Source organism: Colwellia psychrerythraea, from assembly GCF_000764225.1.
GTDB classification, from domain to species: Bacteria; Pseudomonadota; Gammaproteobacteria; order Enterobacterales; family Alteromonadaceae; genus Colwellia; species Colwellia psychrerythraea_D.
In genome coordinates, this window is record NZ_JQED01000005.1 from 257,434 (window position 1) to 279,918 (window position 22,485).

The window sequence follows — 22,485 nt, forward strand, 5'->3', positions numbered from 1 at the left end:
GTTCATTTTTTGAACACCCAGTAGTTAAGTATAGTATTGATGTAATGAAATACTAGTAAATTAACCCCTGATTTAGGCGTGCAGTTGCTAAACGTAACCTAGATATGGAAAAATTTTGAAAAGAAGATTTAAGGAAGAAAAGTACTACCCAAAGTACAACGTGCACTTGCGCCAGTTACCGCAGGCAGATTACTGTCTAACCCTTGATCAAAAGCGTAGGCAAGCCAAGCAAACGCCATGGCTTCAAGACTGTCGCCATCAATGTTCACAGCTTCCATCGTATGCATTTCAAAGGTTTTCCCTGAGGCATTTAAACACTTGTTAAGTGCTTCAACTAAACCGTGATTATGCACGCCGCCGCCGCACAAATAGACTTTAGCCTGTGATGTTAATGCTGTGATAGCATTGCTAATACTCTGTGCGGTAAACACCAATAATGTCGCTTGAATATTCGCGCTATCCAAGGCAAATACATCGTTATGTGAATGACTTACCTTGTTAAAAGCCATCAATTGCTGTTCAAGCCATTTAAGATGAAAATATTCTCTACCGGTACTTTTAGGCGCAGCAGCGTTGATGTAATCATCTTGCATCAACTGCGTTAGCAGTAATGGAATAACTTGTCCTGTCGCAGCCCAAGCACCACTTTTATCAAAAGAATCGTCACTGCTAGGGTGATGTTTAGCGAACCAATCATCGAGTAAAGCATTGCCAGGGCCAGTATCAAAACCCAACACCGCCTGATTAGAATTTAGTGCTGGCAAAAAGGTTATATTAGCAATACCACCTATATTTACCACAAAGCTCGGCAAGTCCGTTTGAGCAAATAGTTGCTGATGAAACATGGGGACTAAGGGGGCACCTTGGCCTCCTAATGCCATATCTTTACGACGAAACTGCCCTACCACACGGATCCCTGTCAAAGTTGCCAATGTTTGGCAGCAACCGATTTGAAGTGTATAAGGGTTATTACCTGTTGGCCGATGGCGTATGGTTTGTCCGTGATTGCCAATAGCGATAATATCGTCGGGAGTCAGCTTTTCTTGCTGAAGAAATACGTTAATAGCCTGAGAGAATAAATGAGCTAACTCAACATCTAAATGAAATGCCCGATCAACTTCATTATTTCCGGGTTGATAAAGTGAGGTAATTTTATCGGCAATAGCAGTGGTATAAGGTTGATAAAAACTGGCGATTAATTGAGGCTGTTGCTCACTGCTAGTAAACTCTACTAGCACTAAATCAATACCATCGGCACTGGTGCCTGACATTAAGCCAAGATAATATTTTCCCTCTGCTATCATTTCATTTTTATTCATTAGTCGCTATATCACTTGCTTGTGTCGACAACAATGCATTTTTAGCCCCTGATAATGCCGTTAAACGTTCATCTGCTAATAATAAAAAGTTGGCTTTGTATTTTTTAGCAATCGGCCTAGCATCAGGTAATTTAACGGTTCGTGGATTACGATGTACACCATTAAGTAAAAATTCATAATGTAAATGTGGGCCTGCCGCTAAACCAGTAGCGCCGACATAACCAATAACCTGCCCTTGTTTGACACGTTGACCTTTTTTTACTGCACGTTTAGAGAAGTGTAAGTACTTAGTTACTATGCCATTACCATGCTGAATAAAGACATAATTCCCGTTGTACTTGTTATAAGTTGCATGCGTCACTTTACCATTACCTGCCGCAACAACGGGGGTGCCAGTTTTAGCGGCGTAATCAATGCCACGATGTGCTTTCCAACGTTTTTGCACTGGATGAAAACGTTTTCGTTTAAAACTAGAGCTTATATATTTAAAATTAACCGGTGCACGTAAGAAAGCCTTACGCATACTTTTACCATCAGGGCTGTAATATTCATCATCTGTAAAACGAATCGCTTGGAATACTTCACCTTGGTTCGTTATTTCTGCCGCTAAAATATTGCCTGGACCGATATAGTCACCGTCAATATATTTCTTTTCATAGGTAATATGAAAGCTATCCCCTTCACGGATATCTAAAGCAAAATCAATATCCCAGCCAAAAATATTGGCAAAATTAATAATTTGGCTATCATTCAAGCCCGCACTAACGCCTGCATTCCAAAAACTTGAATTGATAGTGCCGTAACTAAAACTCTCTCGTATTTCTACTTCTTTGCTTTCTCGATGAGATTGGTAACTATCTCCGACTAAATTAATGAATAGGGTATCTGTTTTAGACAGAGGGTATTCAAGCGCAGCTAATTGCTTTTCCTCATTGCTGGCAATACGTAATTTATCACCCACATTCAGTTTCTTGAGTAGTTTACTCTCTTTACCTTTAGCAGTACTCACCGCATAGGTTGTTTGAGCACTAAAACCCAAACGTTTTAATATTAACGCTAAAGAATCACCACTGCGCACCTTGACTGTTTGCCAACTTAGTTGGGCAAGAGTTTCAAGTGAGTCTTGTATTTTTTGCTTTTTTTCTAATTTACCACGCACTAAGCTACCTTCATTTGGCGAACTACTGGTTTTAGCTAACGAGGGCAATTGTTCAGTTGTTACTTTGTTTTTGACTTTGCTTATACTTCGTTGTGGTAAAGCACTTTGCTTTGGTATTGTACCTTTAGGCACTATATCTTCTGGCAAAGATACCTGTATACGTTTGCCAACCTTAATATCTTCAACATCGAGATTTTCTTCACTCGAAGGAAAAATCAATAAAAGTAGTAAAAAACAACCACTGACAATTATTATCTGACGATGTAACTTAGGTAAGTTTTTAAATATTTCTAATAATTTATTCAACAGGGTACGACTCGAAACTTTCATAGCGGGAACAGAAAAATGAATAACAAATTCAGGTAATTTACCGACTATATCAAAACTGTCGTTAAACTACAGAAAAAATAGCGCGATAAAGGGCGGTGTTAGTCAATCAAAGCGAGGCCATTTGTAAACAAATGTTATTAATTATATAAAAATGCAAAGTCGCTAAGGAACATCAGCATAAATTTTGTGCATTGCTAAGAAAAAGAAACAAATGATCTTTAATTATTTATTGGTCAGAAACACCGGTAAAAACTAAAAATTAGCTTAATTCGAGTCAGTTAAGCCTTTATTGACTCTGTTTATGGTCAGGATCATCATTTCTTTTACTAAAAAAGCCATTATAAGGTTTTATCCCACTAGCAAAGTACAGTAGAATTCGACCATTAAATAAACTTTACCTAGTCACTATAACCACGCATTTATCAAAGGTGGTGCGCATCACTTCCAGCGCAACTACTCAGTAGTTATCACTTATTAATAGACTAAGTACTCAAAGCCAAACAGTGGAGTCCTAATGACCGAAGTTAACCAAGCATTCGCCGAGCTAAAACGCGGTGCCGAAGAAATATTAGTTGAAGAAGAGTTACTTACAAAGCTAAAAACGGGTAAACCGCTTAAAATTAAAGCTGGATTTGATCCAACTGCACCTGATTTGCATTTAGGCCACACAGTGTTAATTAACAAACTTCGTCAATTTCAACAATTAGGCCATGAAGTTATTTTCTTAATCGGTGATTTCACCGGCATGATTGGTGATCCAACAGGTAAAAATGTTACCCGAAAACCACTGACCAAAGAAGATGTTCTAGCCAATGCAGAAACTTACAAAGAGCAGGTTTTTAAAATTTTAGATCCCGCTAAAACAACCGTGGCTTTTAATTCTACTTGGATGGAAAAGTTAGGTGCTGCCGGTATGTTACAACTGGCTTCTCGTCAAACCGTCGCCCGTATGATGGAACGTGATGACTTTAAAAAACGTTACGCTAACGGTCAAGCAATTGCTATCCATGAGTTTATGTACCCGCTTGTACAAGGCTGGGATTCAGTTGCATTAGAGTCAGACGTTGAGTTGGGTGGTACAGATCAGAAGTTCAATCTATTGATGGGTCGTGAATTACAAAAATCTGAAGGACAACGTCCACAAACAGTGCTTATGATGCCATTACTTGAAGGTCTAGACGGCGTACAAAAAATGTCTAAATCATTAGGTAACTACATTGGTATTACTGATTCGCCTACTGAAATGTTTGGCAAAATAATGTCTATTTCAGATGTATTGATGTGGCGTTACTACGAGCTACTTAGCTTTAAGCCGCTTGAAGAAATCGAACGCTATAAAGTTGACATTAGTGAAGGTAAAAACCCACGCGATGTAAAAATCGATTTAGCTAAAGAATTGATTGCTCGTTTTCATGATGACGCTGCGGCACAAGCTGCCCATGATGAATTCATAAATCGCTTCCAAAAAGGTGCTCTACCTGATGATATGCCAGAACTTACAATCGCTACTGAAAATGGTGAAATAGCCATTGCTAACTTGCTAAAAGAATCGGGGTTAGTCGGGAGTACTTCCGATGCTTTTAGAATGATAAAACAAGGTGCGGCTAAAATTGATAGCGAAAAAGTAACCGACCGTAGCTTAGTTGTTAGCGCTGGCTCAACGGCAGTTTATCAAGTAGGTAAACGCAAGTTTGCTCGTATTACCGTAAGCTAATTTACTTAAAATTTCATTATCTTACTATCAAGCCAGTACTGACGTTACTGGCTTTTTTATGCCTTTTATTTGCTGCATTGTTTACTTGTAATGAAATTTGTCATAACGGGTTATTTTCTCCTGCCACCGGAAAGCTAGCGATTAATCATTATTTTCATGGCTGGCACGACAATAATAATATTCTCACTTATATCTCTTGCTACTTACCACTTCTTTTACTTAACTAAGCTTAGCCAAATAAAATTATTTAAATCAATGAGTACGATTCACACTATGAGGTGATAAATGACTAAACCTGTCCAAGTATTTCTATCATTTCGACACCCCAGCGTTACCCATTCTTTAACGCTTTATTTAGCGGCACTAAGCATACTGTGCTCCCTGAGTGCTCATAGTGAACAAACAGATAAAGAGCGCATTAAAAGTTTAGAACTACGCTTGTTAGAACTTGAGCAACGAGTACAAAAGCAAAGCAAAAAACACTCAACAATAGCTCCAAATTTACAAAAGAAAGCAAGGAGTAGCAAAAAAGCCATGGTCATACCTAAAACGACTCAACGACCTAGTCATTATTTTGAAGCACCAGATAAAAGCATTGAACTGAGTAATAGTGATACCACCCTACAGATTGGTGGACAGATTTGGTTAGATGCCATTTATAATAATGGCAAAATGACCAATCGGGCAGGCTTTCAAACATCTTCCATAGCTTATGAAAGCAATACAACTAAAGACAACACGTTACTGAGTGTTGGCCAGTCTAATTTGTCCTTTAAAAGTTATACACCAACTCAGTTTGGCGCAATGACCACTCGCTTTGAATTTGATATGTTTGATGACCAAGGTAATGCTGACTTTAACCTAACCCATTTATGGGGAGAAATAGGAGATTTTGGTGCTGGTCAGACATTTAGCGGTTTTATGGATATTAACTCATTCCCTAATATTTTAGATTTCTGGGGGCCTAACTCTATGGTCTTTACCCGTCAACCCCAAGTACGCTATAGCACAACAGTGAGTAAAAGTGGCCGAATAATGTTTACCATAGAAAAATCTTCCAGTGATTTTGCTGTGCCAAAATCATCTACAAAAGCAGATTATGACGATATTAATGAGTTACCTGATTTAACCGTGTCTTATTTGCACAAGGCTGATTTTGGTTACATAAAATCAGCAATCGTATTGAGACAACTCGGCTATGAAACATTAACAACGAAGGACTCTACGTTAGGCTGGGGACTCAATCTTTCAGGCGCGATAACAGTAACGACTGAGGATTCTATCAAGTTTCAACTAACCTATGGTGAAGGTATAGGGCGTTACGTTAATGATGCTTGTTGCAGTTATTACAGTGAAGAAACGGGTGGCGTTGATGCTGGTATAGACGGTAAAGGCCGCTTGAAAGCTATTCCAGTAACGGGTGGTTTTGCCTACTATAATAAGCAGTGGAATAAAAAATGGAGCAGTGCTATTGGATATAGTTACTTAACGATTGATAACCTAGTCAGCCAAAAAGGCAGATCACTGAAAAATAGTACTTATACAACGGCAAACCTTATTTGGTATCCAGCTAGCCAACTAAAAGCTGGGGTTGAATTACAATATGGTGATGTTCAAAGTAAAGCACACCTTGAAGCGGATAACTTTAGAGTACAAGCCTCAGTCGGTTTTAAATATTAACAAGGAATTAATGACATGAAGTTAACACATTCTTTAATCATTTTTGTTCAAGTACTGGTATTAACCTGTGCCAGTCCTGCATTGGCAAAGTCGCCACAAAAACCCATTATTCAGAGTATACTAGATGACACCTACCAGAAATTCAAACATGAAGAATCAGGAAAAAATGCTGACTATATTCCTGCCTTAGCGAAAGTTGATTCAACTTATTTTGGTTTAGCCGTGGCCACTCCACATGGTGAAATTTACACCAAAGGTGACGTTAACCAGCCTTTCTCTATCCAATCTATTTCAAAAGTATTCACCCTAGCATTAGCAATGGAGCAAAAAGGTCCACAAATAATTGTTGATAAAATAGGTGTAAACGCCACGGGTTTGGCATTCAATTCAGTGACCGCTATAGAGCTCAATAAAGCACGCAGCGTAAACCCTTTAGTCAATGCCGGAGCGATAGCCACTGTCAGCTTGCTTGATGGTAAAAATGAACAAAGTAAGTGGTCAGTTCTTTCTGCTTGGTATGATAACTTTGCCAACAGAAAACTGAGTGTTTTAGAAGATGTCTATGAATCTGAATCTGAGACTAACGGTCATAATCGCGCAATTGCCGAACTACTAAGCTCCTATAATCGTTTTTATGGTGATGTTGATATTAATCTGGCGGTATATACCCGTCAATGTTCAGTTGCCGTTACTACCAAAGATCTTGCTGTGATGGCATCGGTACTTGCCAATAACGGTGTGCACCCGTTAACAGACAAGCGTTTAATGAGCAGTGAAAATGTTTCTCGAGTATTGGCGGTAATGACAACAGCAGGGCTATATGAAAATAGCGGTCAATGGGCTTATCAAGTAGGTTTACCCGCAAAAAGTGGTGTTGGTGGCGGTATTATCGCAGTATCACCGGGCAGGTTTGCTGTCGCTGTTTTCTCGCCTAGACTGGATGGCGCAGGTAATAGTGTGCGAGCACAACAAGCCATCAATTTTATTGCTGAGAAATTACACGCCAATATTTTCTAATGACTAAAAATGCAGTTTGATATTGCATTTTACGGATTGAATTGCAGCACGTCTCGATTAATTGAAGGCGTGCATATTGCGCCAAAACTATCGAGGAGATATTTAAAAAAAGTTCGCCATCACAATAAGAAAATACCTAATCCCCGCCTGTGAATGACTCTCTTTATCCCGAAATTCTTACCTATATTGCTTCAAAGCTTCTTTTCTTCAGTCACAACGGCACGGCTAATTTATTACTATGTTGGCCATTCACCATATATTCATAACATAAAAATATGCCTATAAAACATGCTGATGTTGCACTAAAACTGTCATTATTGTGGTTTTATCAAATGAAAAAAATAATAATCTTCTATTAGATCATTTTACAATATATCCAAGTAAGCAATATAAATACCCATATTTTTTCTAGGGAATTAAAGGAGTTATACCCAGACATATTTATTTACATAGCTTGATCTATATCATAATGATTTTGAAGCGAAAGCGTAAACTGTGACATATTGTCGCAGTTGGTTATTTTTATGCCATACTGCATGAACACAACACATTGGCGATGTCATGTTAGTAAATAATTTTTTTAATGTCTTAATGCGCTTTCCCAGACAAACAGTTTCTTCCCTAAGAAGCACGCTCACCCAAGCATTGCTTTTATCTTTATGTGTCATCATGCCTGCGCAAGCTCTTTTTGTTAGCCCACCTAAAGATCCTGTACCGTTAATTAAGGAAATATTTGCCGAGCAAACTAACATTAGTGAAAAGCAAGCCGCTACAGCAGAAGGTCCGTTAGTTTGGACTGTTTATAAAGGTGAAGACATTCTAGGTTACGCCTTTGAAACCAACGACATAGCTAAAATACCAGCCTACTCAGGCGAACCAGTAAATATGTTAGTGGCTATTGATATTAAAGGCGTTTATTTGGGTGCAAAAGTATTAGAGCACCATGAACCAATTATTTTAGCGGGTATTCCTGAAAGTAAATTGCACAATTTTATCAAGCAATATGACGGATTACATGTCAGTGATCGCCTAAAAGTTGGTGGTAACAAAACCGAAAACGTTATACATATCGATGGCCTTTCTGGCGCAACCGTTACCGTCATGGTAATGAATGTTGGTATTGTCAAATCAGCAACACAAGTGGCTCGTGCATTAGGCATTATTAGTGCTAGCCAAGAAATCATTCAACCAATGGGAACCATTTACCCCGACGTTTTTGCCAAGTCAGACTGGACTACCCTTACAGGTGATGGTTCTATCCGTAAGTTATACCTAAACAGAAAAACGGTTGATGAAGCATTTGTTGGTACTGAAGCCGAGCATATTGAGGAAGCGACTGACGAACAAAAACAAGATATGTTTGCCGAGGTGTATTTTGCACAAGTAGATATTCCTACCGTTGGTCGTAACTTACTAGGCGATAGTGAATATGACTATATGATGTCTTCGCTCAAACCTGGCGAACACGCGGTTATTTTAATGGGTACTGGTTATTCATTTAAGGGATCAGGTTATGTTCGTGGTGCTATTTTTGATCGTATTCAAATATTACAAAATAGCGAAGCATTTGCCTTTAGAGATTTAGATCATAGTCGTGTACCTGATATTTATATTGATGGGGCACCACAGTTCAATGAACGTTCAATATTTATTATTCGTGAACACCACAAATTCAACCCTGCTTCTGATTGGCAGTTAGAGTTACTTGTTCGTCGACAAACCGGCCCTCTAGAAAGCATATTCACAAGTTTTAAAGCGGATTATCATACTTTAGACAAATACCTAGATCGCCCAGCTGTTATCATGCCTGAGCCAGAATTAACACTGGTTCAGCAAGTGTGGAAAGAGAAAGAAGCAGAAGTCATTATACTCATTATTTTGCTTATCATTGTTGTGATGAGCCTGTTTTTCCAAGATATTCTCGTACGTCACCCAACGTTTATGCATAACTTCCGTCATTTGTTCTTGATTGTCACGGTAGTATTTATTGGCTGGTCTTGGGGCGGACAACTTTCTGTAGTGAACGTATTTACTTTCTTACAAGCCTTCATGACTGATTTTTCTTGGGACTTATTCTTACTTGACCCAGTAATTTTTATTCTTTGGGGAGCAGCAGCGGTTACCATGATTTTATGGGGTCGCGCAGTTTACTGTGGTTGGTTATGCCCATTTGGCGCATTACAAGAGTTGATGAATATTTTTGCTCGCTACATCAAAATTCCACAGTTTGAATTACCTTGGGCCGTCCATGAACGTTTATGGGCTATCAAATATCTCATTTTATTAGCGCTTTTTGGTTTATCGATGGAGTCTCTAGCACTGGCAGAGCAATTCGCTGAAGTAGAACCATTTAAAACAACTTTCTTACTGAAGTTTGATCGTGAATGGCCGTTTGTTTTATATGCATCCATTCTCCTCATTATTAACATTTTTAACCGCAAGTTCTTTTGTCGTTACTTGTGTCCATTAGGTGCAGCGCTTTCAACCAGTAATAACATACGCTTATTTAGCTGGTTACGTCGTCGTCCTGAATGTGGTCAGCCTTGTAAAACATGTGCTAAGGAGTGTGAAATTCAAGCCATAAACCCTGACGGTGTTATTAATATGCGTGAATGTCATTACTGCCTTGATTGTCAAGTGACTTACTTTAATGACGAAAAATGTCCACCACTGAAGAAATTAGCAAGAAAGAAAGCAAAGTTTAAAGAAACAGAAATTGAAATAACCGAAGTAGCTTAATTGGATCAAGCGACCTAAATTGAATCAAGACAGTTAAATTACAAATTTAATTACATTATAAGTAAAGTGGAGAATACCAATGAGTAAAGAAGAGTTAAATTTAACGAATGACTCCAATGAAGTTACATTGGAAAGCGAAGAACGTCGTAAGTTCTTTGGTAAAAGTGCCCTAATTGGCGCTGGTGTTGTGGCAGCGCCAATGACAGCAGCCATGTTCGCTTCAACTGCACAAGCACAAAGAAAAGAAATGGCTATGAGCGCAGTTGTACATCCAGGTGAATTAGATGAGTACTATGGCTTCTGGTCAGGTGGTCATTCTGGTGAGGTACGTATTATAGGTATCCCTTCAATGCGTGAATTAATGCGTATTCCAGTATTTAATACCGACTCAGCAACAGGCTGGGGCTTAACTGAAGAGTCTAAGCGTGTTAAAGGCGACAGTGCTGATCTTATGATGGGTGACTCTCATCATCCTCATATGAGTATGACCGATGGTCAGTATAACGGTAAATACGTTTTTATTAATGATAAAGCTAACTCTCGTGTAGCACGTATTCGTTGTGACATCATGAAGTGTGACAAAATGCTTACCGTACCAAATGTACAAGCAGTTCACGGCTTACGCGTACAAAAAGCACCATACACTAAATATGTAGTTTGTAATGGTGAATTTGAAATTCCAATGAATAACGATGGTAAAGATGGCATGAAAGATGTCAGCACTTACCGCTCGTTATACAACGTAATTAATGCAGAAACCATGGAAATGGCTTTCCAAGTTATGGTTGACGGTAACTTAGATAATACTGATGCCGATTTTGACGGTAAATACTTCGCTTCTACTTGTTACAATTCAGAAATGGGGATGAATTTAGGCGAAATGATCGGCGCTGAGCGTGATCACGTTGTTATCTTTAGCTTAGCCGCTTGTGAAGCAGCATTAAAAGCAGGTAAGTTCAAAACTTACAACGGTAATAATGTACCTGTATTAGATGGTCGTAAAGGTTCAGATTTAACACGTTATATCCCAGTACCAAAATCACCTCATGGTTTGAATACATCGCCAGAAGGTAAGTACTTTATGGCAAATGGTAAATTATCACCAACAGTAACGGTAATTTCTATCGCAAAACTAGATGATTTATTTGCTAATAAAATTAAACCTCGTGATACTGTTGTAGCAGAGCCAGAGCTAGGATTGGGGCCATTACATACAGCTTTTGATGGCCGCGGTAATGCTTACACTACATTATTCCTAGATAGCCAAATTGCTAAATGGAATGTTGACGATGCGATTAAATCCTATAAAGGCGAAAAAGTTAATTACTTACGTCAAAAACTAGATGTACATTATCAACCAGGTCATAACCACACAACACAAGGTGAATCACGTGATGCTGATGGTAAATGGTTAATTGCGCTTTGTAAGTTCTCTAAAGATAGATTCTTACCTACTGGTCCACTTAAACCAGAAAATGATCAATTAATTGATATTTCGGGTGATGAAATGAAGCTTGTTCATGACGGTCCAACATTTGCTGAACCACATGACTGTATTATGGTACACCGTAGTAAAGTTAAGCCTAAGAAAGTTTGGACTCGTGATGACTCTATGTTCGCTGAAACGTTAGCAATAGCTAAGCGTGATGGTGTTGACCCAATGAGTGATAACAAAGTTATTCGTGATGGTAAGAAAGTACGTGTCTACATGACATCAGTTGCACCAACGTACGGCATGGAATCATTTAACGTTAAGTTAGGTGATGAAGTAACGGTTATCGTAACAAACCTTGACCAAGTTGAAGATGTAACTCATGGTTTCTGTATGACTAACCACGGCGTTCAAATGGAAATTGGTCCACAACAGACAGCGTCAATTACCTTCACTGCAAACAAACCTGGCGTACAGTGGTATTACTGTAACTGGTTCTGTCATGCACTACATATGGAAATGCGTGGTCGTATGTTCGTTGAAGCTTAGGCTTTAATAACGCTACAACAGTAAACTGAATACAAAAACCGAAAGCCCAAGACTGAGAAGTGTTGGGCTTTTTTGTGATCTTAAGAACAGAAAACTGGTTCTGTCATGCAGTTAAAATACTACAAGCATGGAAATGCGTGGCCGTATGTTCGTTAAAGCTTAATAATAGCTTTAAGCGTGATATTACCGAACAGGTTCTGTCACGCAGTTAATATACTACAAGCATGGAAATGCGTGGTCGCATGTTCGTTGAAGCTTAGGCTTTAGTAGCGCTTCAACAGTAAACTGAATACAAAAATTGAAAGCCCAAGACTGAAAAGTGTTGGGCTTTTTTATGATCTTAATAACAGGAAACTGGTTCTGTCATGCAGTTAATATACGACAAGCATGGAAGTGCGTGGCCGTATGTTTGTTGAAGCTCAATAATAGCTTTAAGCGTGATATTACCGAACAGGTTCTGTCACGCAGTTAATATACTACAAGCATGGAAATGCGCGGTCGCATGTTCGTTGAAGCTTAGGCTTTAGTAGCGCTTCAACAGTAAACTGAATACAAAAATTGAAAGCCCAAGACTGAAAAGTGTTGGGCTTTTTTGTGATCTTAATAACAGGAAACTGGTTCTGTCATGCAGTTAATATACGACAAGCATGGAAGTGCGTGGCCGTATGTTTGTTGAAGCTTAATAATAGCTTTAAGCGTGATATTACCGAACAGGTTCTGTCACGCAGTTAATATACGACAAGCATGGAAATGCGTGGCCGTATGTTTGTTGAAGCTTAGGCTTTAATGGCGCTACAACAGTAAACTGAATACAAAAATTGAAAGCCCAAGACTGAAAAGTGTTGGGCTTTTTTGTGATCTGAATAACAGGAAACTGGTTCTGTCATGCAGTTAATATACGACAAGCATGGTAATGTTTGATCGTATGTTCGTTGAAGCATGGCTTTAGTAACGCCACAATAGTAAATTAAAGGCAAAAATTGAAAGCCCAATACTGAAAAATGTAGGGCTTTTTTGTCATCTAGATGACAAGAAATAGCTTAAGGCTGCTAGTTAAATTGAAGCAAGGTAAAGTGTGTATTGTACGTATCCCATCCCATTAGTTATTGAAATCACCCTTGTAAATAAGCGAAATATCGTGCCCTGAACACCAAAAAACACTTTTCCACGATATTGCAAGGTATTTTACAATTTAATTCCCTATATAGGGCTATAAATGAAACTTATTTAATCGAGATCAACTGATTTTCATTGAATAATGTTATGCTGCATTTAGTTACCCTTTTATAGATTAATTGTTTTGCTACTCTTCAAAAAATCACTTGTCATCTTATTCATCATTAGCAGCTTTTGTGCTCAACAAGTCAGTGCGCAAGAAATTCAATTATCACCCGCTGATGATTTACAACAAGCACTTGATAACAGCCAAAATGGCGATGTTATTACCCTAGCGCCGGGAAGTTACTTTGGTAATTTCACCATAACTAAACAAGTGGTACTTCGAAGTAACAAACGAGGTGAAGCCACGATAGATGCGCAAAGTAAAGGGCATGCTTTGTTGCTCAAAAACTCTCACATCACTATAGAAAACCTCACCATAATCAATTGGGGTGATGATTTAACTGAGCAAAATTCTGGCATCTATTCCAATGAAAAAATTAACTATGAAAAAGTTCCCGAATTAATCATTAAAAACAATCTGTTAATAGGCGATGGTTTTGGTATTTGGCTTAATCATGTCACCAAAGCCAAAGTTATAAATAATGAGGTCAAGGGCAATATTAAACTGCGATCAGCTGACAGAGGCAATGGCATACAAGTAGCCAATGTTACTCACAGCCATGTCTATAACAATGAGGTTTATGAGACCCGCGATGGTGTTTATGTCATCTCAAGCCAAAATAATCTTATTGAACAAAACACTATGCATGATTTACGCTATGGTGTGCATTACATGTATTCCTACGACAATACGGTAAAAAATAATGTTGCTTATAAGACGCGTGCGGGTTACGCCCTCATGAGTTCACGTCGATTAACCATTACTGGCAATAAAACCACTGATAGCGAAGATTATGGTTTTTTACTAAATTTTATTACTGAATCTACCTTTAGTTATAACCATGTTAAAAGCGTTTGGACCAAACCTGAAAACAAAGTACTTGGCCGAGATGGTAAAGGTTTATTCGTATACAACTCTGGTTACAACACCATAAAACACAATATTATTGATACCGCCGAAATAGGTATTCACCTTACTGCTGGCTCTGAAAAGGTAAAAATATTCGGCAACAGTTTTATCAATAACCCCACCCAAGTTAAATATGTCTCCAATAAAAAACAGGAATGGAGCAAAGATGGACGAGGTAACTACTGGAGTAATTATTTAGGCTGGGATATGGGTAATGATGGGATTGGTGATACAATTTTTGAACCCAACGATGGCATCGATAAACTAGTCTGGCAATACCCTGAAATGAAAATGATTATGGACAGTCCTGCTATTTTAATTCTACGCTGGGTACAAAGGCAATTTCCAGTACTTAAACCTCCGGGCGTTAAAGACAGTTTTCCATTAATGAGTGCTCCAAGTTTATCAATGAACGAGCAAACCGTTTCAGCATCTACCCTGACAAAAAGTAATTCTGCGCAGTCCGCAAATATCACTAGCGCAAGCTTGAAGGAATAATTTTATGAGTACTCCACTAGTATCACTAATCGATGCAGGTAAAAGTTACCAGCAACTCGATGCGTTAAAATCAGTGACAATGCACCTCAATCAAGGTGAGGTTATGGGTTTATTTGGTCATAATGGCGCTGGTAAAACAACCATGATGAAACTTATCTTAGGCGTTATTTCTCCGAGTCGTGGCAAGATTGAAGTCATGGGTATGGCCCCTGATTCAAAAGAAGCATGGCATTGCCGTAGTAAAGTTGGTTATTTACCTGAAAATGTGAGCTTTTATGAACAGCTTACGGGTCTAGAAGTATTAACTTATTTTTCAAAGTTAAAAGGTTTCACTAAAAAACATGCGATTGATCTACTTGAGCAGGTGGGTATTACCCATGCGATGAAAAGACAAGTAAAGACTTATTCCAAAGGGATGCGTCAGCGATTAGGTTTAGCCCAAGCATTTATCGGTGAACCCAAATTATTATTACTTGATGAGCCAACCGTTGGCTTAGATCCCATTGCTACCCGAGATTTTTATAAAACAGTTGATCAATTAAAGTCGAACGGATCCAGTGTCATTTTATGTTCTCATGTTTTACCCGGTGTTGAACAACATATTGACCGTGCAATGATTTTATCAACAGGACAATTGTTAGCGATGGGCACTTTAGCCGAACTACGCCAACAAGCGGCATTACCTGTTGCTATCAAGCCAATTGGACTAAATGGTTCAGTTGCTAACGATAGTAAGCTGAATGTTTTTTTAACAGCCAATTGTCCAAATACCCTAATGGTACCTGAACAGGAAAAAATTCAAGTGTTAAAGCAACTCCTTAGCCATGAAGGCTTAGATGACTTACAAGTAGAAACCGCCAATTTAGAGCAAGTTTATCAGCACTTTCTTTCTTTGCATGAAAGCTCTGCTCAAACACCTTCGACGAAAACACCAGGAGTGCAAGGCTAATGAAACAAATATTAACCGTTGCCAATAAAGAATTTCACGACGGTTTAAGAAACCGTTGGTTGATTTCTATTACCCTTATTTTTGCTTTGCTGTCTATTGGCTTGACTTATTTTGGTGCTGCGGCTTCCGGAGCTGTTGGTGTTGCTTCACTTTCAACAACCGTTGCCAGTTTAGCCAGTTTAGCCGTTTTTCTGATCCCTCTTATTGCTCTGCTACTTAGCTACGATAGCTTTGTCGGTGAACAAGAAAGTGGCACCTTATTATTACTATTGACATACCCGTTAAGTAAAAGTCAGTTATTACTTGGCAAGTTCATCGGTCAAGGCAGTATTATAGCTTTGGCGACCTTACTTGGTTTTGGCTCTTCTGCCGTTTTATTGTATTTTCAACTAGGTGACACAGCAATAATAACTAGCTTTGCAGTCTTTATTGTTAGCGCAATTTTACTTGGCTTAAGCTTTACTGCAATTTCATATTTAATTAGCTTATCGGTAAGTGAAAAATCCAAAGCTGCTGGTTTTGCTTTGATTACTTGGTTCCTCTTTGCGTTAGCTTTTGATTTAGCTTTATTAGCGTTGCTTGTTGGCGTTGAACAGGGCATTAGCCAAGGCGGTTTAACACAATTAATGATGCTTAATCCTGCGGATATTTTCCGTTTAGTTAACCTTTCAGGGCTTGACAGTAGTGATGTTAACGGCGCACTTGCCGTAGCGATTAACGCTAGCCTCTCACAAGAACAGTTATTCACTGCTCTATTTGCTTGGGTTGTCTTACCCTTATCGATTGCCATATTTATCTTTAAAAGGAAAAAACTGTAATGTCAGCTATTTTTAAAATCTTCGGCGCACTATTTTGTTTGCTCATCATCTCAGCTTGTTCAGATAATTCGGCTCAACAAGAGGTTATTCATAAAGCTGTTGCCATGGAAAGCAGCGATGAATGTCACTTATGTGGCATGCTTATTACCAATTTTGATGGTCCAAAGGGTGAAGTTTTCAGAAAAGAGCAAGGTGAAAATGTCTTTAAATTCTGCTCTACCCGCGACATGTTCAGCTATTATTTAGACCCAGAAAATACGCGTAATGTCAGCCAAATATTAGTGCATGATATGAGTAAAATGCCATGGGGTAGTGACAGTATTGATGATAAGTATTTTATTGATGCAAAAAAGGCTTGGTTTGTTACCGGCTCTGAAAAAACAGGCGCCATGGGGAAAACATTAGCAAGTTTTAGCTTACAATCAGATGCGCAAGCTTTTGCCGAAGAGTTCGGCGGTAAAGTACTTAGCTTTAAAGACGTGAATCAAGACAGTCTATGGTAGGTTGAAAGTAAAATACCCCCCCTTTAACAGCCACTTAATTACTGTTAAAGGGGTCAACTTAGATAAATAATACTATAATTTCTCTACGCGATATCCTTTAGCTTTCAATAACGTTAAAACGCTTTTATCGCCAGCTAGATGCGCGACACCTACTAAGACAAACTCTTTATCTGTACTTTGACCATTGTCAGCAAACATACGCTCAATATGTGGTATCCAAGTGCGGTTTCTATCTGTTAGTAATTTTTTAAAGGTTTTTGGATCATCCTTCATAGGCTTAATAGCTAACTTCATAAGTTGCTTATCGTCACCTGCCCGCCATGCTTTAAGTAAACCGGTAAACATTGCTTTGAAGTCTTTCATCTGCTCAAGGTTTGATTTGATGAAATGTTCCTCATCGCCAATGCCCATATCAGCAATCATATTCATTTGAAATTCAGCACTTTCCAAATAGGCGATAGATTTCTTGTCCCTATTAGCTTGGTTACTATAGAAAACATCAACACCTTCCCCCGATAACTGTGCTTTTTGCGCTTCTAATAACGCTAGCATGGTAACCAAAAATCCCGGTTTAAAATGCTCAAACATTGCCATATCTACACCTAAACTCGAAACATAATCGTTGAGTTGTTGTTGCGTTTTTGTCGTTAAAAAACCGCTAATTGTTTTACCGTTAGCATATGTCATTTGTCGCATCATATTCATTTGAAAATCAGCATCACTGGCATCAGCTAATTTAGCCTCTAATACGATGCTATCGCTTTCTTTATAAGCTTGTTGAAACTCTTCAGGTAATGGGAATTCTGACGGTGGTAAAATATGTACTGTGCCACCAATAAAAATATGGTCATTGCCTTTACTCACTTTCCAGACGGAGGATTGCGCTTGCGCTGTTAATGACACAACACTCATTGCAAGAAGTGATGCCCCAATAAATAGCTGCTTGTATGTACTTTTAATCATTAAATATCCTTATCTGTATTGTAAAAAGTGACTTAAGGTCAAAAAGCGATGAAATCATATAATTTTGTTAGTTTCCCTGTTCAAACCTCAAGCCAATTGTTAGGCTAGTATTTTATTTTTACTGTATTTATTACTCTGTGTTGACTAACTGATGGTATTGACATTGCCGATTAAATTATTGCTACTTTGCCTAATTATATTCACTGTATCTGGTTGTAGCTCAATGAACAACCCTGTCATTTATCATACTGCTTTTGATTTTTCTAAGGTAAAAACCTATAGTTTTTACCTTAATGATTCTGACTTTTTTGATAGTCAAAGCCTAAGTTATGCACAACGAAACCGTATTGAAATCGCAATAGAAAAAAGCCTAAACGCGCAGAAATTTGAATATAGCAACCTAAACGATGCAGATATTATAGTCACTTATTACTTAGTTAAGGGTAAACGCCAAGATTACCAAAATTACAATAAAGTCGTCTTATTTTGTCCTCACTGCTTAAAAGCGAATACTTGGCAACAAGATAATAACGAGTGGGCCATATATCCTGGTGGTTTGATTATTGACTTAGTTGATCCTAAACGTCATCGTTCCGTATGGCGCAGTATCTATCCGCTAGATTTCGAAGCAAAAGATAACAGCACGACACAAAATGAAAAAACAATGGAAGCGGTGAATACTATGCTGACTCAATACCCGAGGAATTAAAATAAGTCAGAAAATATTTATTTATCACAAGCTCTATTCAAGTCGCTTATAGCAACTTATAATGCTTCCATTAATATTACATAAGATATAGTACTCCTCTATGAACTACCCAGATGACGAAACAGGCCAAGTGTTAGCCGAAATGCACCAAGCAGGTATAAACTTGAGCCAACCACATGATGTGGTATTTTTCCATTTGTTCGAAAAAGAAAGCCAAGCACAAGCGATGGTTGATCATATAAAAGAGCACTTACCCCAAATAAAATGTCACTTACATCCAGATGAAACACCTAATGTTTGGGATGTAGACTGCACCATTGCTATGGTACCATCGCACGAAGCTATTATTACCCAAGAACAAGCTTTTGATAAAATTGTTACTCAATTTAATGGTTACACTGATGGCTGGGGGATTGAAGCTTAAGTAAAGCTTCTGAAGATTATTCATGTTTGCCTTCTATTTTAAAAAATACAAAATGTATGTTGCGATTGCAGCTCAGTCTGTTGCTTTATCTTTATGTGAACACCACGGAATACGTTTTAATCGCTTTCGTCGACTTTTTACTTCGCTGATTATGCGTAGTGTTGGTGCCCAGGTAAATCTGACTGGAACGATTGACGCTGATACCGATATTTTAATTATTAATCATCAAAGTATGTTTGATATATTCTGTCTTGAAGAGATAGTAGGTAATGATATACGTTTTATTGGCCGAACAGGTATCATGGATAAGTGGCCCGTTTCTAGTATCGTCGATAGAGTAGGTCACATTACCGTTGATCAAAAAGACAATCGTGCCATTATCAAATTACTAAAAGATGTAAAAGTTTGCAAAGGTAAAAAAGTCATTATTTTTCCTGAAGGAACACGTTCACAATCAGGAAAAATTGAACCCTTTGAAGCAGGAGCAAAATTACTGGTTGAAAAGCTTAAACTAAAAGCTCAGCCCGTTGTTATTAAAAACATCTTAGATATTTATAATGAATCAAGCAAAACAGCGACTTCGGGTACCATTAAAATAGAAGTATTACCCGCAGTAACCACTACAGACAATTGGTACAATGATATTCAACAGCAAATGAATAAAGCCTTTGAGCAATAGCATTAAAACACTGACTAATTTGTCGTCAGATCCTCTAATTGCGGCAATATGTCACATCACGTTATAGTTTGTAACTGATAAAATCTCGGCACCTTTTTAGCTCGTGACAACAACGAGTTACTTTACTTAGCTTGGTGCTTTTCCATGAAAAAATCCCTCTTATTTACCGCCATGTTGATGGCATTTCACAGTGCGTATGCTCATGCAAATGTGCAAGACACTAATGCAGCTGAAGAAATTGAAAAAATTTCTATCACTGGCTCTCATATTAAAAGGGCAGATTTTGAAACAGCCAGCCCAATTAGCGTAATCACGGCCGAACAAATAGCACTAACAGGCATAGTGAATGTTGAAGACTTATTACAACGTATGCCTTTTTCAGCAGGTGTTGCTGGTAATGCTACAAATGCTTACTGGACCAGTGGCGGTTATGGTACCGCCCAAGTCAATTTACGTGGCATGGGTATAAAACGTACGCTGGTCTTACTTAACGGTAGACGTATGGTTAATGGCGGCACGGGTGCAAATAGCTCGGTCGATCTAAACACTATTCCCACAGGACTAATTGAGCGCATCGATATTTTAAAAGATGGTGCATCTGCTATATACGGTGCAGATGCTGTCGCTGGTGTAGTTAACATTATTACCAAGAGTGAACTTGAAGGTGCTACGTTTACCGCAAAAGCCGGTGCTTCAGATGAAGGTGACGGTGAGCATCAAGAACTAACTTTAAACATTGGCTCATCATTTGAGCGTGGTAATTTTGTTTTTAGTGCGAACTACGTAAATACCGAAGCAGTTAGACAATCAGATAGAATCGATTGTGCTAAGTCTGAAACTGTGAACGATGATGGTACCAGCCAATTAGCTTGTTTTGGTAGCTCGTCTACCGAGGGCGGACGTGCTTTGCTCGCTGATGGTCAAAGTGTGCAATTTAACCAAAACCCTCAAGGTGATGGGAATAGTTATGAAACTTATGATAGTAACAAGCACGGTTTTACATGGATCCCCTACTTAAATGCTGTCAGTCCGAGTAAACGAATTAACTTAGCAACAACGCTTAATTATCAATTAACAGAGCAAATTAATTTATTTACCGAAGCCATGTATAGTAATCGTCAATCTGAGCAGATTGTTACCCCTCGAAGCATCGGCGGTATTCTGGTTTCAAAAGATTTTATTTATAATCCAACAGGACAAGATCTAGAGTTAACAAAGCGCCGTAATACTGAGTTGGGCGCACCTTTCTTTTTTCAGGAAACTCATACTACACGCCTAGTTTTAGGGCTAAACGGTGAATTCAATAACGACTGGCACTGGGATATGGCGTATAACTATAGCCGCAACACTGGGAATGATGGCTGGACCTTCGATTTAGATAAACAAAGAGCAAGTCAAACACTTGATGAAAACCTTTGTAGCCCGGATGTGGGCGCGAGTATTCCTTGTGGTGATTGGTTTGGCGTTGATGAGTTAAGCCCCGAAGTCATTGATTACGTTAAGTACCGTCGCGAAGGTAATGGAGGTAATGAACTTAAATCATTTACCTTAAATGTTACCGGTGACATCACTCAACTGCCCGCGGGTACCCTTGCCTTTGCCGCAGGACTTGAAAGTAGATATGAAAGTGGCTGGCGTAACCCAGACTCAACCGTATTACGCAATGGTGGTGAAGATAGCATTAATGGCCATTATGACGTCAATGAAGTCTACGCTGAATTTTCGCTTCCTTTACTCGCGGATTTACCCTTTGTTAAATCACTTAATGCTGAAATAGCCACTCGATATGCTGATTACAGCACCTTTGGAGATAAAACGACCTACAAAGTTGGCTTAACTTGGCAAATTGTCGATAGCTTAATGCTTCGTGGTGTGAAATCGACGGCCTTTAGAGTACCTATGTTAACCGAACAGTTTGGTGGCACTAATTCTGAAAACCTTCGCACGATTGACCCCTGTGAAAATGCCAGCGGAGACATCGCTACCAATTGTTTAGCAGATGGCGTTCCCGTTGATTTTGTACAAGATGGCACTACGGTTTTAACCGCTGTCGGTGGTAATCCAGAAGTAGAGCCTGAGTCTGCAGACACCTTTACTTTGGGTCTTGTATGGCAAGCTAGTTTTATTGAAGGTTTATCAGCAACGATAGATTATTTCGATATAGAAGTTGAAGAAGCTATCACCTCAGTCAATGGCTCTGATGTGCTTAAGCTTTGTTATACCGACCCTGATGCTTACAGTGATTATTGTAATAGTTTTGAACGCCATAGTGTTAGTAAGCAAGTAACGTCACTTAATCAACGCCCCGTCAATGCAGCATGGGAAAAAGTAAGCGGCATTGATTTCAATATGCAATACCAAGGATCATTATTCAATTTAACAACCAAGGTAGATTTAGAAGCGACTCATTTACTTAATCATGAGAATAAACCATTACCAGGACAAGCTACTCATGAATTATTAGGTCTTATCACTGAAGATCAAGGCAGTTATACTGAGTGGCGCGCTAATTTAGGCTTTACCGTACAGGCAGAGAATTGGGGAACTTACTATGCCATTCGCTACATTGGCACCGCGGATGATGTTAACGGTGGCGGCCCTATTGGCAGCTCGGTGCCCAGTATTTTTTATCATGACATTCAAGGCAATTATTATTTAACTGATGATGTCAGTCTCTCTGCAGGTATCGATAATATCTTTGATAAAAAGGCCCCCTTCTTAACTTCCTGGAATGATGCAAATACTGATGTAATGACCTACGACTTACATGGCCGACGCGGTTATGTGAAGGTCAGTGTTAGCTTTTAGTTAA

Annotated in this window: 16 protein-coding genes; 13 read left to right on the forward strand and 3 right to left on the reverse strand. The window is 38.7% G+C overall.

The window, feature by feature from the left end; all coding sequences use genetic code 11:
• Nucleotides 1-128 precede the first annotated feature (128 nt).
• A complete protein-coding gene (locus tag ND2E_RS18000; RefSeq protein WP_033092419.1) occupies nucleotides 129-1,319 on the reverse strand; it encodes an anhydro-N-acetylmuramic acid kinase in 1,191 nt (396 codons plus the stop codon).
• Nucleotides 1,312-2,808: an OapA family protein gene (locus ND2E_RS17995; RefSeq protein WP_033092420.1), complete on the reverse strand. Its 1,497-nt coding sequence runs from the start codon at nucleotides 2,806-2,808 to the stop codon at nucleotides 1,312-1,314. The genes ND2E_RS18000 and ND2E_RS17995 overlap by 8 nt, the downstream gene beginning before the upstream one ends.
• A gap of 514 nt (nucleotides 2,809-3,322) precedes the next feature.
• Here ND2E_RS17995 and tyrS point away from each other — a divergent pair.
• The 9 genes from tyrS (at nucleotide 3,323) to ND2E_RS17950 (ending at nucleotide 16,898) form a co-directional block, all read left to right on the forward strand.
• The gene (gene tyrS / locus ND2E_RS17990) at nucleotides 3,323-4,522 is read left to right on the forward strand and encodes a tyrosine--tRNA ligase (protein WP_033092421.1); all 1,200 of its coding nucleotides are present in this window, start codon (nucleotides 3,323-3,325) and stop codon (nucleotides 4,520-4,522) included.
• A 285-nt stretch (nucleotides 4,523-4,807) separates the two neighbouring features.
• A complete protein-coding gene (locus tag ND2E_RS17985; protein ID WP_033092422.1) occupies nucleotides 4,808-6,202 on the forward strand; it encodes a DcaP family trimeric outer membrane transporter in 1,395 nt (464 codons plus the stop codon).
• 15 nt (nucleotides 6,203-6,217) lie between these two features.
• The gene (gene glsA, locus ND2E_RS17980) at nucleotides 6,218-7,219 is read left to right on the forward strand and encodes a glutaminase A (RefSeq protein ID WP_033092423.1); all 1,002 of its coding nucleotides are present in this window, start codon (nucleotides 6,218-6,220) and stop codon (nucleotides 7,217-7,219) included.
• Nucleotides 7,220-7,780: 561 nt separating this feature from the next.
• Nucleotides 7,781-9,958, forward strand: coding sequence for a transcriptional regulator NosR (nosR, locus tag ND2E_RS17975; RefSeq protein WP_395858395.1), 2,178 nt, complete (start codon nucleotides 7,781-7,783; stop codon nucleotides 9,956-9,958).
• Nucleotides 9,959-10,037: 79 nt separating this feature from the next.
• Nucleotides 10,038-11,939, forward strand: a complete 1,902-nt coding sequence (gene nosZ, locus ND2E_RS17970; protein ID WP_033092424.1) for a TAT-dependent nitrous-oxide reductase — start codon at nucleotides 10,038-10,040, stop codon at nucleotides 11,937-11,939.
• A gap of 1,300 nt (nucleotides 11,940-13,239) precedes the next feature.
• On the forward strand, nucleotides 13,240-14,628 hold the full coding sequence (locus tag ND2E_RS17965; protein ID WP_033092425.1) for a nitrous oxide reductase family maturation protein NosD: 1,389 nt from the start codon (nucleotides 13,240-13,242) through the stop codon (nucleotides 14,626-14,628).
• Between the two features lie 4 nt (nucleotides 14,629-14,632).
• Complete coding sequence (locus tag ND2E_RS17960; RefSeq protein ID WP_052056229.1) at nucleotides 14,633-15,577, forward strand: ABC transporter ATP-binding protein; 945 nt, start codon at nucleotides 14,633-14,635, stop codon at nucleotides 15,575-15,577.
• The gene (locus ND2E_RS17955; protein ID WP_033092426.1) at nucleotides 15,577-16,395 is read left to right on the forward strand and encodes an ABC transporter permease; all 819 of its coding nucleotides are present in this window, start codon (nucleotides 15,577-15,579) and stop codon (nucleotides 16,393-16,395) included. The genes ND2E_RS17960 and ND2E_RS17955 overlap by 1 nt, the downstream gene beginning before the upstream one ends.
• Nucleotides 16,395-16,898: a nitrous oxide reductase accessory protein NosL gene (locus tag ND2E_RS17950; protein ID WP_033092427.1), complete on the forward strand. Its 504-nt coding sequence runs from the start codon at nucleotides 16,395-16,397 to the stop codon at nucleotides 16,896-16,898. Before ND2E_RS17955 ends, ND2E_RS17950 begins: the two co-directional genes overlap by 1 nt.
• Nucleotides 16,899-16,970: 72 nt before the next feature.
• Here the strand turns inward: ND2E_RS17950 and ND2E_RS17945 are convergent, their stop codons facing one another.
• Entirely contained in the window at nucleotides 16,971-17,861 is an 891-nt protein-coding gene (locus ND2E_RS17945) for a TraB/GumN family protein (RefSeq protein ID WP_052056230.1), read from the reverse strand.
• Nucleotides 17,862-18,084: 223 nt separating this feature from the next.
• Between ND2E_RS17945 and ND2E_RS17940 the strand changes: the two genes are divergently transcribed.
• The 4 genes from ND2E_RS17940 (at nucleotide 18,085) to ND2E_RS17925 (ending at nucleotide 22,481) form a co-directional block, all read left to right on the forward strand.
• Nucleotides 18,085-18,570 carry a DUF4136 domain-containing protein gene (locus ND2E_RS17940; RefSeq protein WP_223303526.1) on the forward strand — a complete coding sequence of 162 codons (486 nt, stop codon included), beginning with the start codon at nucleotides 18,085-18,087 and terminating at the stop codon, nucleotides 18,568-18,570.
• Nucleotides 18,571-18,670: 100 nt separating this feature from the next.
• Nucleotides 18,671-18,994, forward strand: coding sequence for a ribonuclease E inhibitor RraB (locus ND2E_RS17935; protein WP_033092429.1), 324 nt, complete (start codon nucleotides 18,671-18,673; stop codon nucleotides 18,992-18,994).
• A 22-nt stretch (nucleotides 18,995-19,016) separates the two neighbouring features.
• Nucleotides 19,017-19,673 carry a lysophospholipid acyltransferase family protein gene (locus ND2E_RS17930; protein ID WP_033092430.1) on the forward strand — a complete coding sequence of 219 codons (657 nt, stop codon included), beginning with the start codon at nucleotides 19,017-19,019 and terminating at the stop codon, nucleotides 19,671-19,673.
• A gap of 177 nt (nucleotides 19,674-19,850) precedes the next feature.
• On the forward strand, nucleotides 19,851-22,481 hold the full coding sequence (locus tag ND2E_RS17925; RefSeq protein WP_455549941.1) for a TonB-dependent receptor: 2,631 nt from the start codon (nucleotides 19,851-19,853) through the stop codon (nucleotides 22,479-22,481).
• Nucleotides 22,482-22,485: the final 4 nt, after the last annotated feature.

What these genes read in the sequence shown, in the direction of transcription:
- ND2E_RS18000 (WP_033092419.1), bottom strand. Translation starts at nt 1,319, where the DNA reads ATGAATAAAAATGAAATGATAGCAGAGGGAAAATATTATCTTGGCTTA.
- ND2E_RS17995 (WP_033092420.1), bottom strand. Translation starts at nt 2,808, where the DNA reads ATGAAAGTTTCGAGTCGTACCCTGTTGAATAAATTATTAGAAATATTT.
- tyrS (WP_033092421.1), top strand. Translation starts at nt 3,323, where the DNA reads ATGACCGAAGTTAACCAAGCATTCGCCGAGCTAAAACGCGGTGCCGAA.
- ND2E_RS17985 (WP_033092422.1), top strand. Translation starts at nt 4,808, where the DNA reads ATGACTAAACCTGTCCAAGTATTTCTATCATTTCGACACCCCAGCGTT.
- glsA (WP_033092423.1), top strand. Translation starts at nt 6,218, where the DNA reads ATGAAGTTAACACATTCTTTAATCATTTTTGTTCAAGTACTGGTATTA.
- nosR (WP_395858395.1), top strand. Translation starts at nt 7,781, where the DNA reads ATGTTAGTAAATAATTTTTTTAATGTCTTAATGCGCTTTCCCAGACAA.
- nosZ (WP_033092424.1), top strand. Translation starts at nt 10,038, where the DNA reads ATGAGTAAAGAAGAGTTAAATTTAACGAATGACTCCAATGAAGTTACA.
- ND2E_RS17960 (WP_052056229.1), top strand. Translation starts at nt 14,633, where the DNA reads ATGAGTACTCCACTAGTATCACTAATCGATGCAGGTAAAAGTTACCAG.
- ND2E_RS17955 (WP_033092426.1), top strand. Translation starts at nt 15,577, where the DNA reads ATGAAACAAATATTAACCGTTGCCAATAAAGAATTTCACGACGGTTTA.
- ND2E_RS17950 (WP_033092427.1), top strand. Translation starts at nt 16,395, where the DNA reads ATGTCAGCTATTTTTAAAATCTTCGGCGCACTATTTTGTTTGCTCATC.
- ND2E_RS17945 (WP_052056230.1), bottom strand. Translation starts at nt 17,861, where the DNA reads ATGATTAAAAGTACATACAAGCAGCTATTTATTGGGGCATCACTTCTT.
- ND2E_RS17940 (WP_223303526.1), top strand. Translation starts at nt 18,085, where the DNA reads ATGAACAACCCTGTCATTTATCATACTGCTTTTGATTTTTCTAAGGTA.
- ND2E_RS17935 (WP_033092429.1), top strand. Translation starts at nt 18,671, where the DNA reads ATGAACTACCCAGATGACGAAACAGGCCAAGTGTTAGCCGAAATGCAC.
- ND2E_RS17930 (WP_033092430.1), top strand. Translation starts at nt 19,017, where the DNA reads ATGTTTGCCTTCTATTTTAAAAAATACAAAATGTATGTTGCGATTGCA.
- ND2E_RS17925 (WP_455549941.1), top strand. Translation starts at nt 19,851, where the DNA reads ATGGCATTTCACAGTGCGTATGCTCATGCAAATGTGCAAGACACTAAT.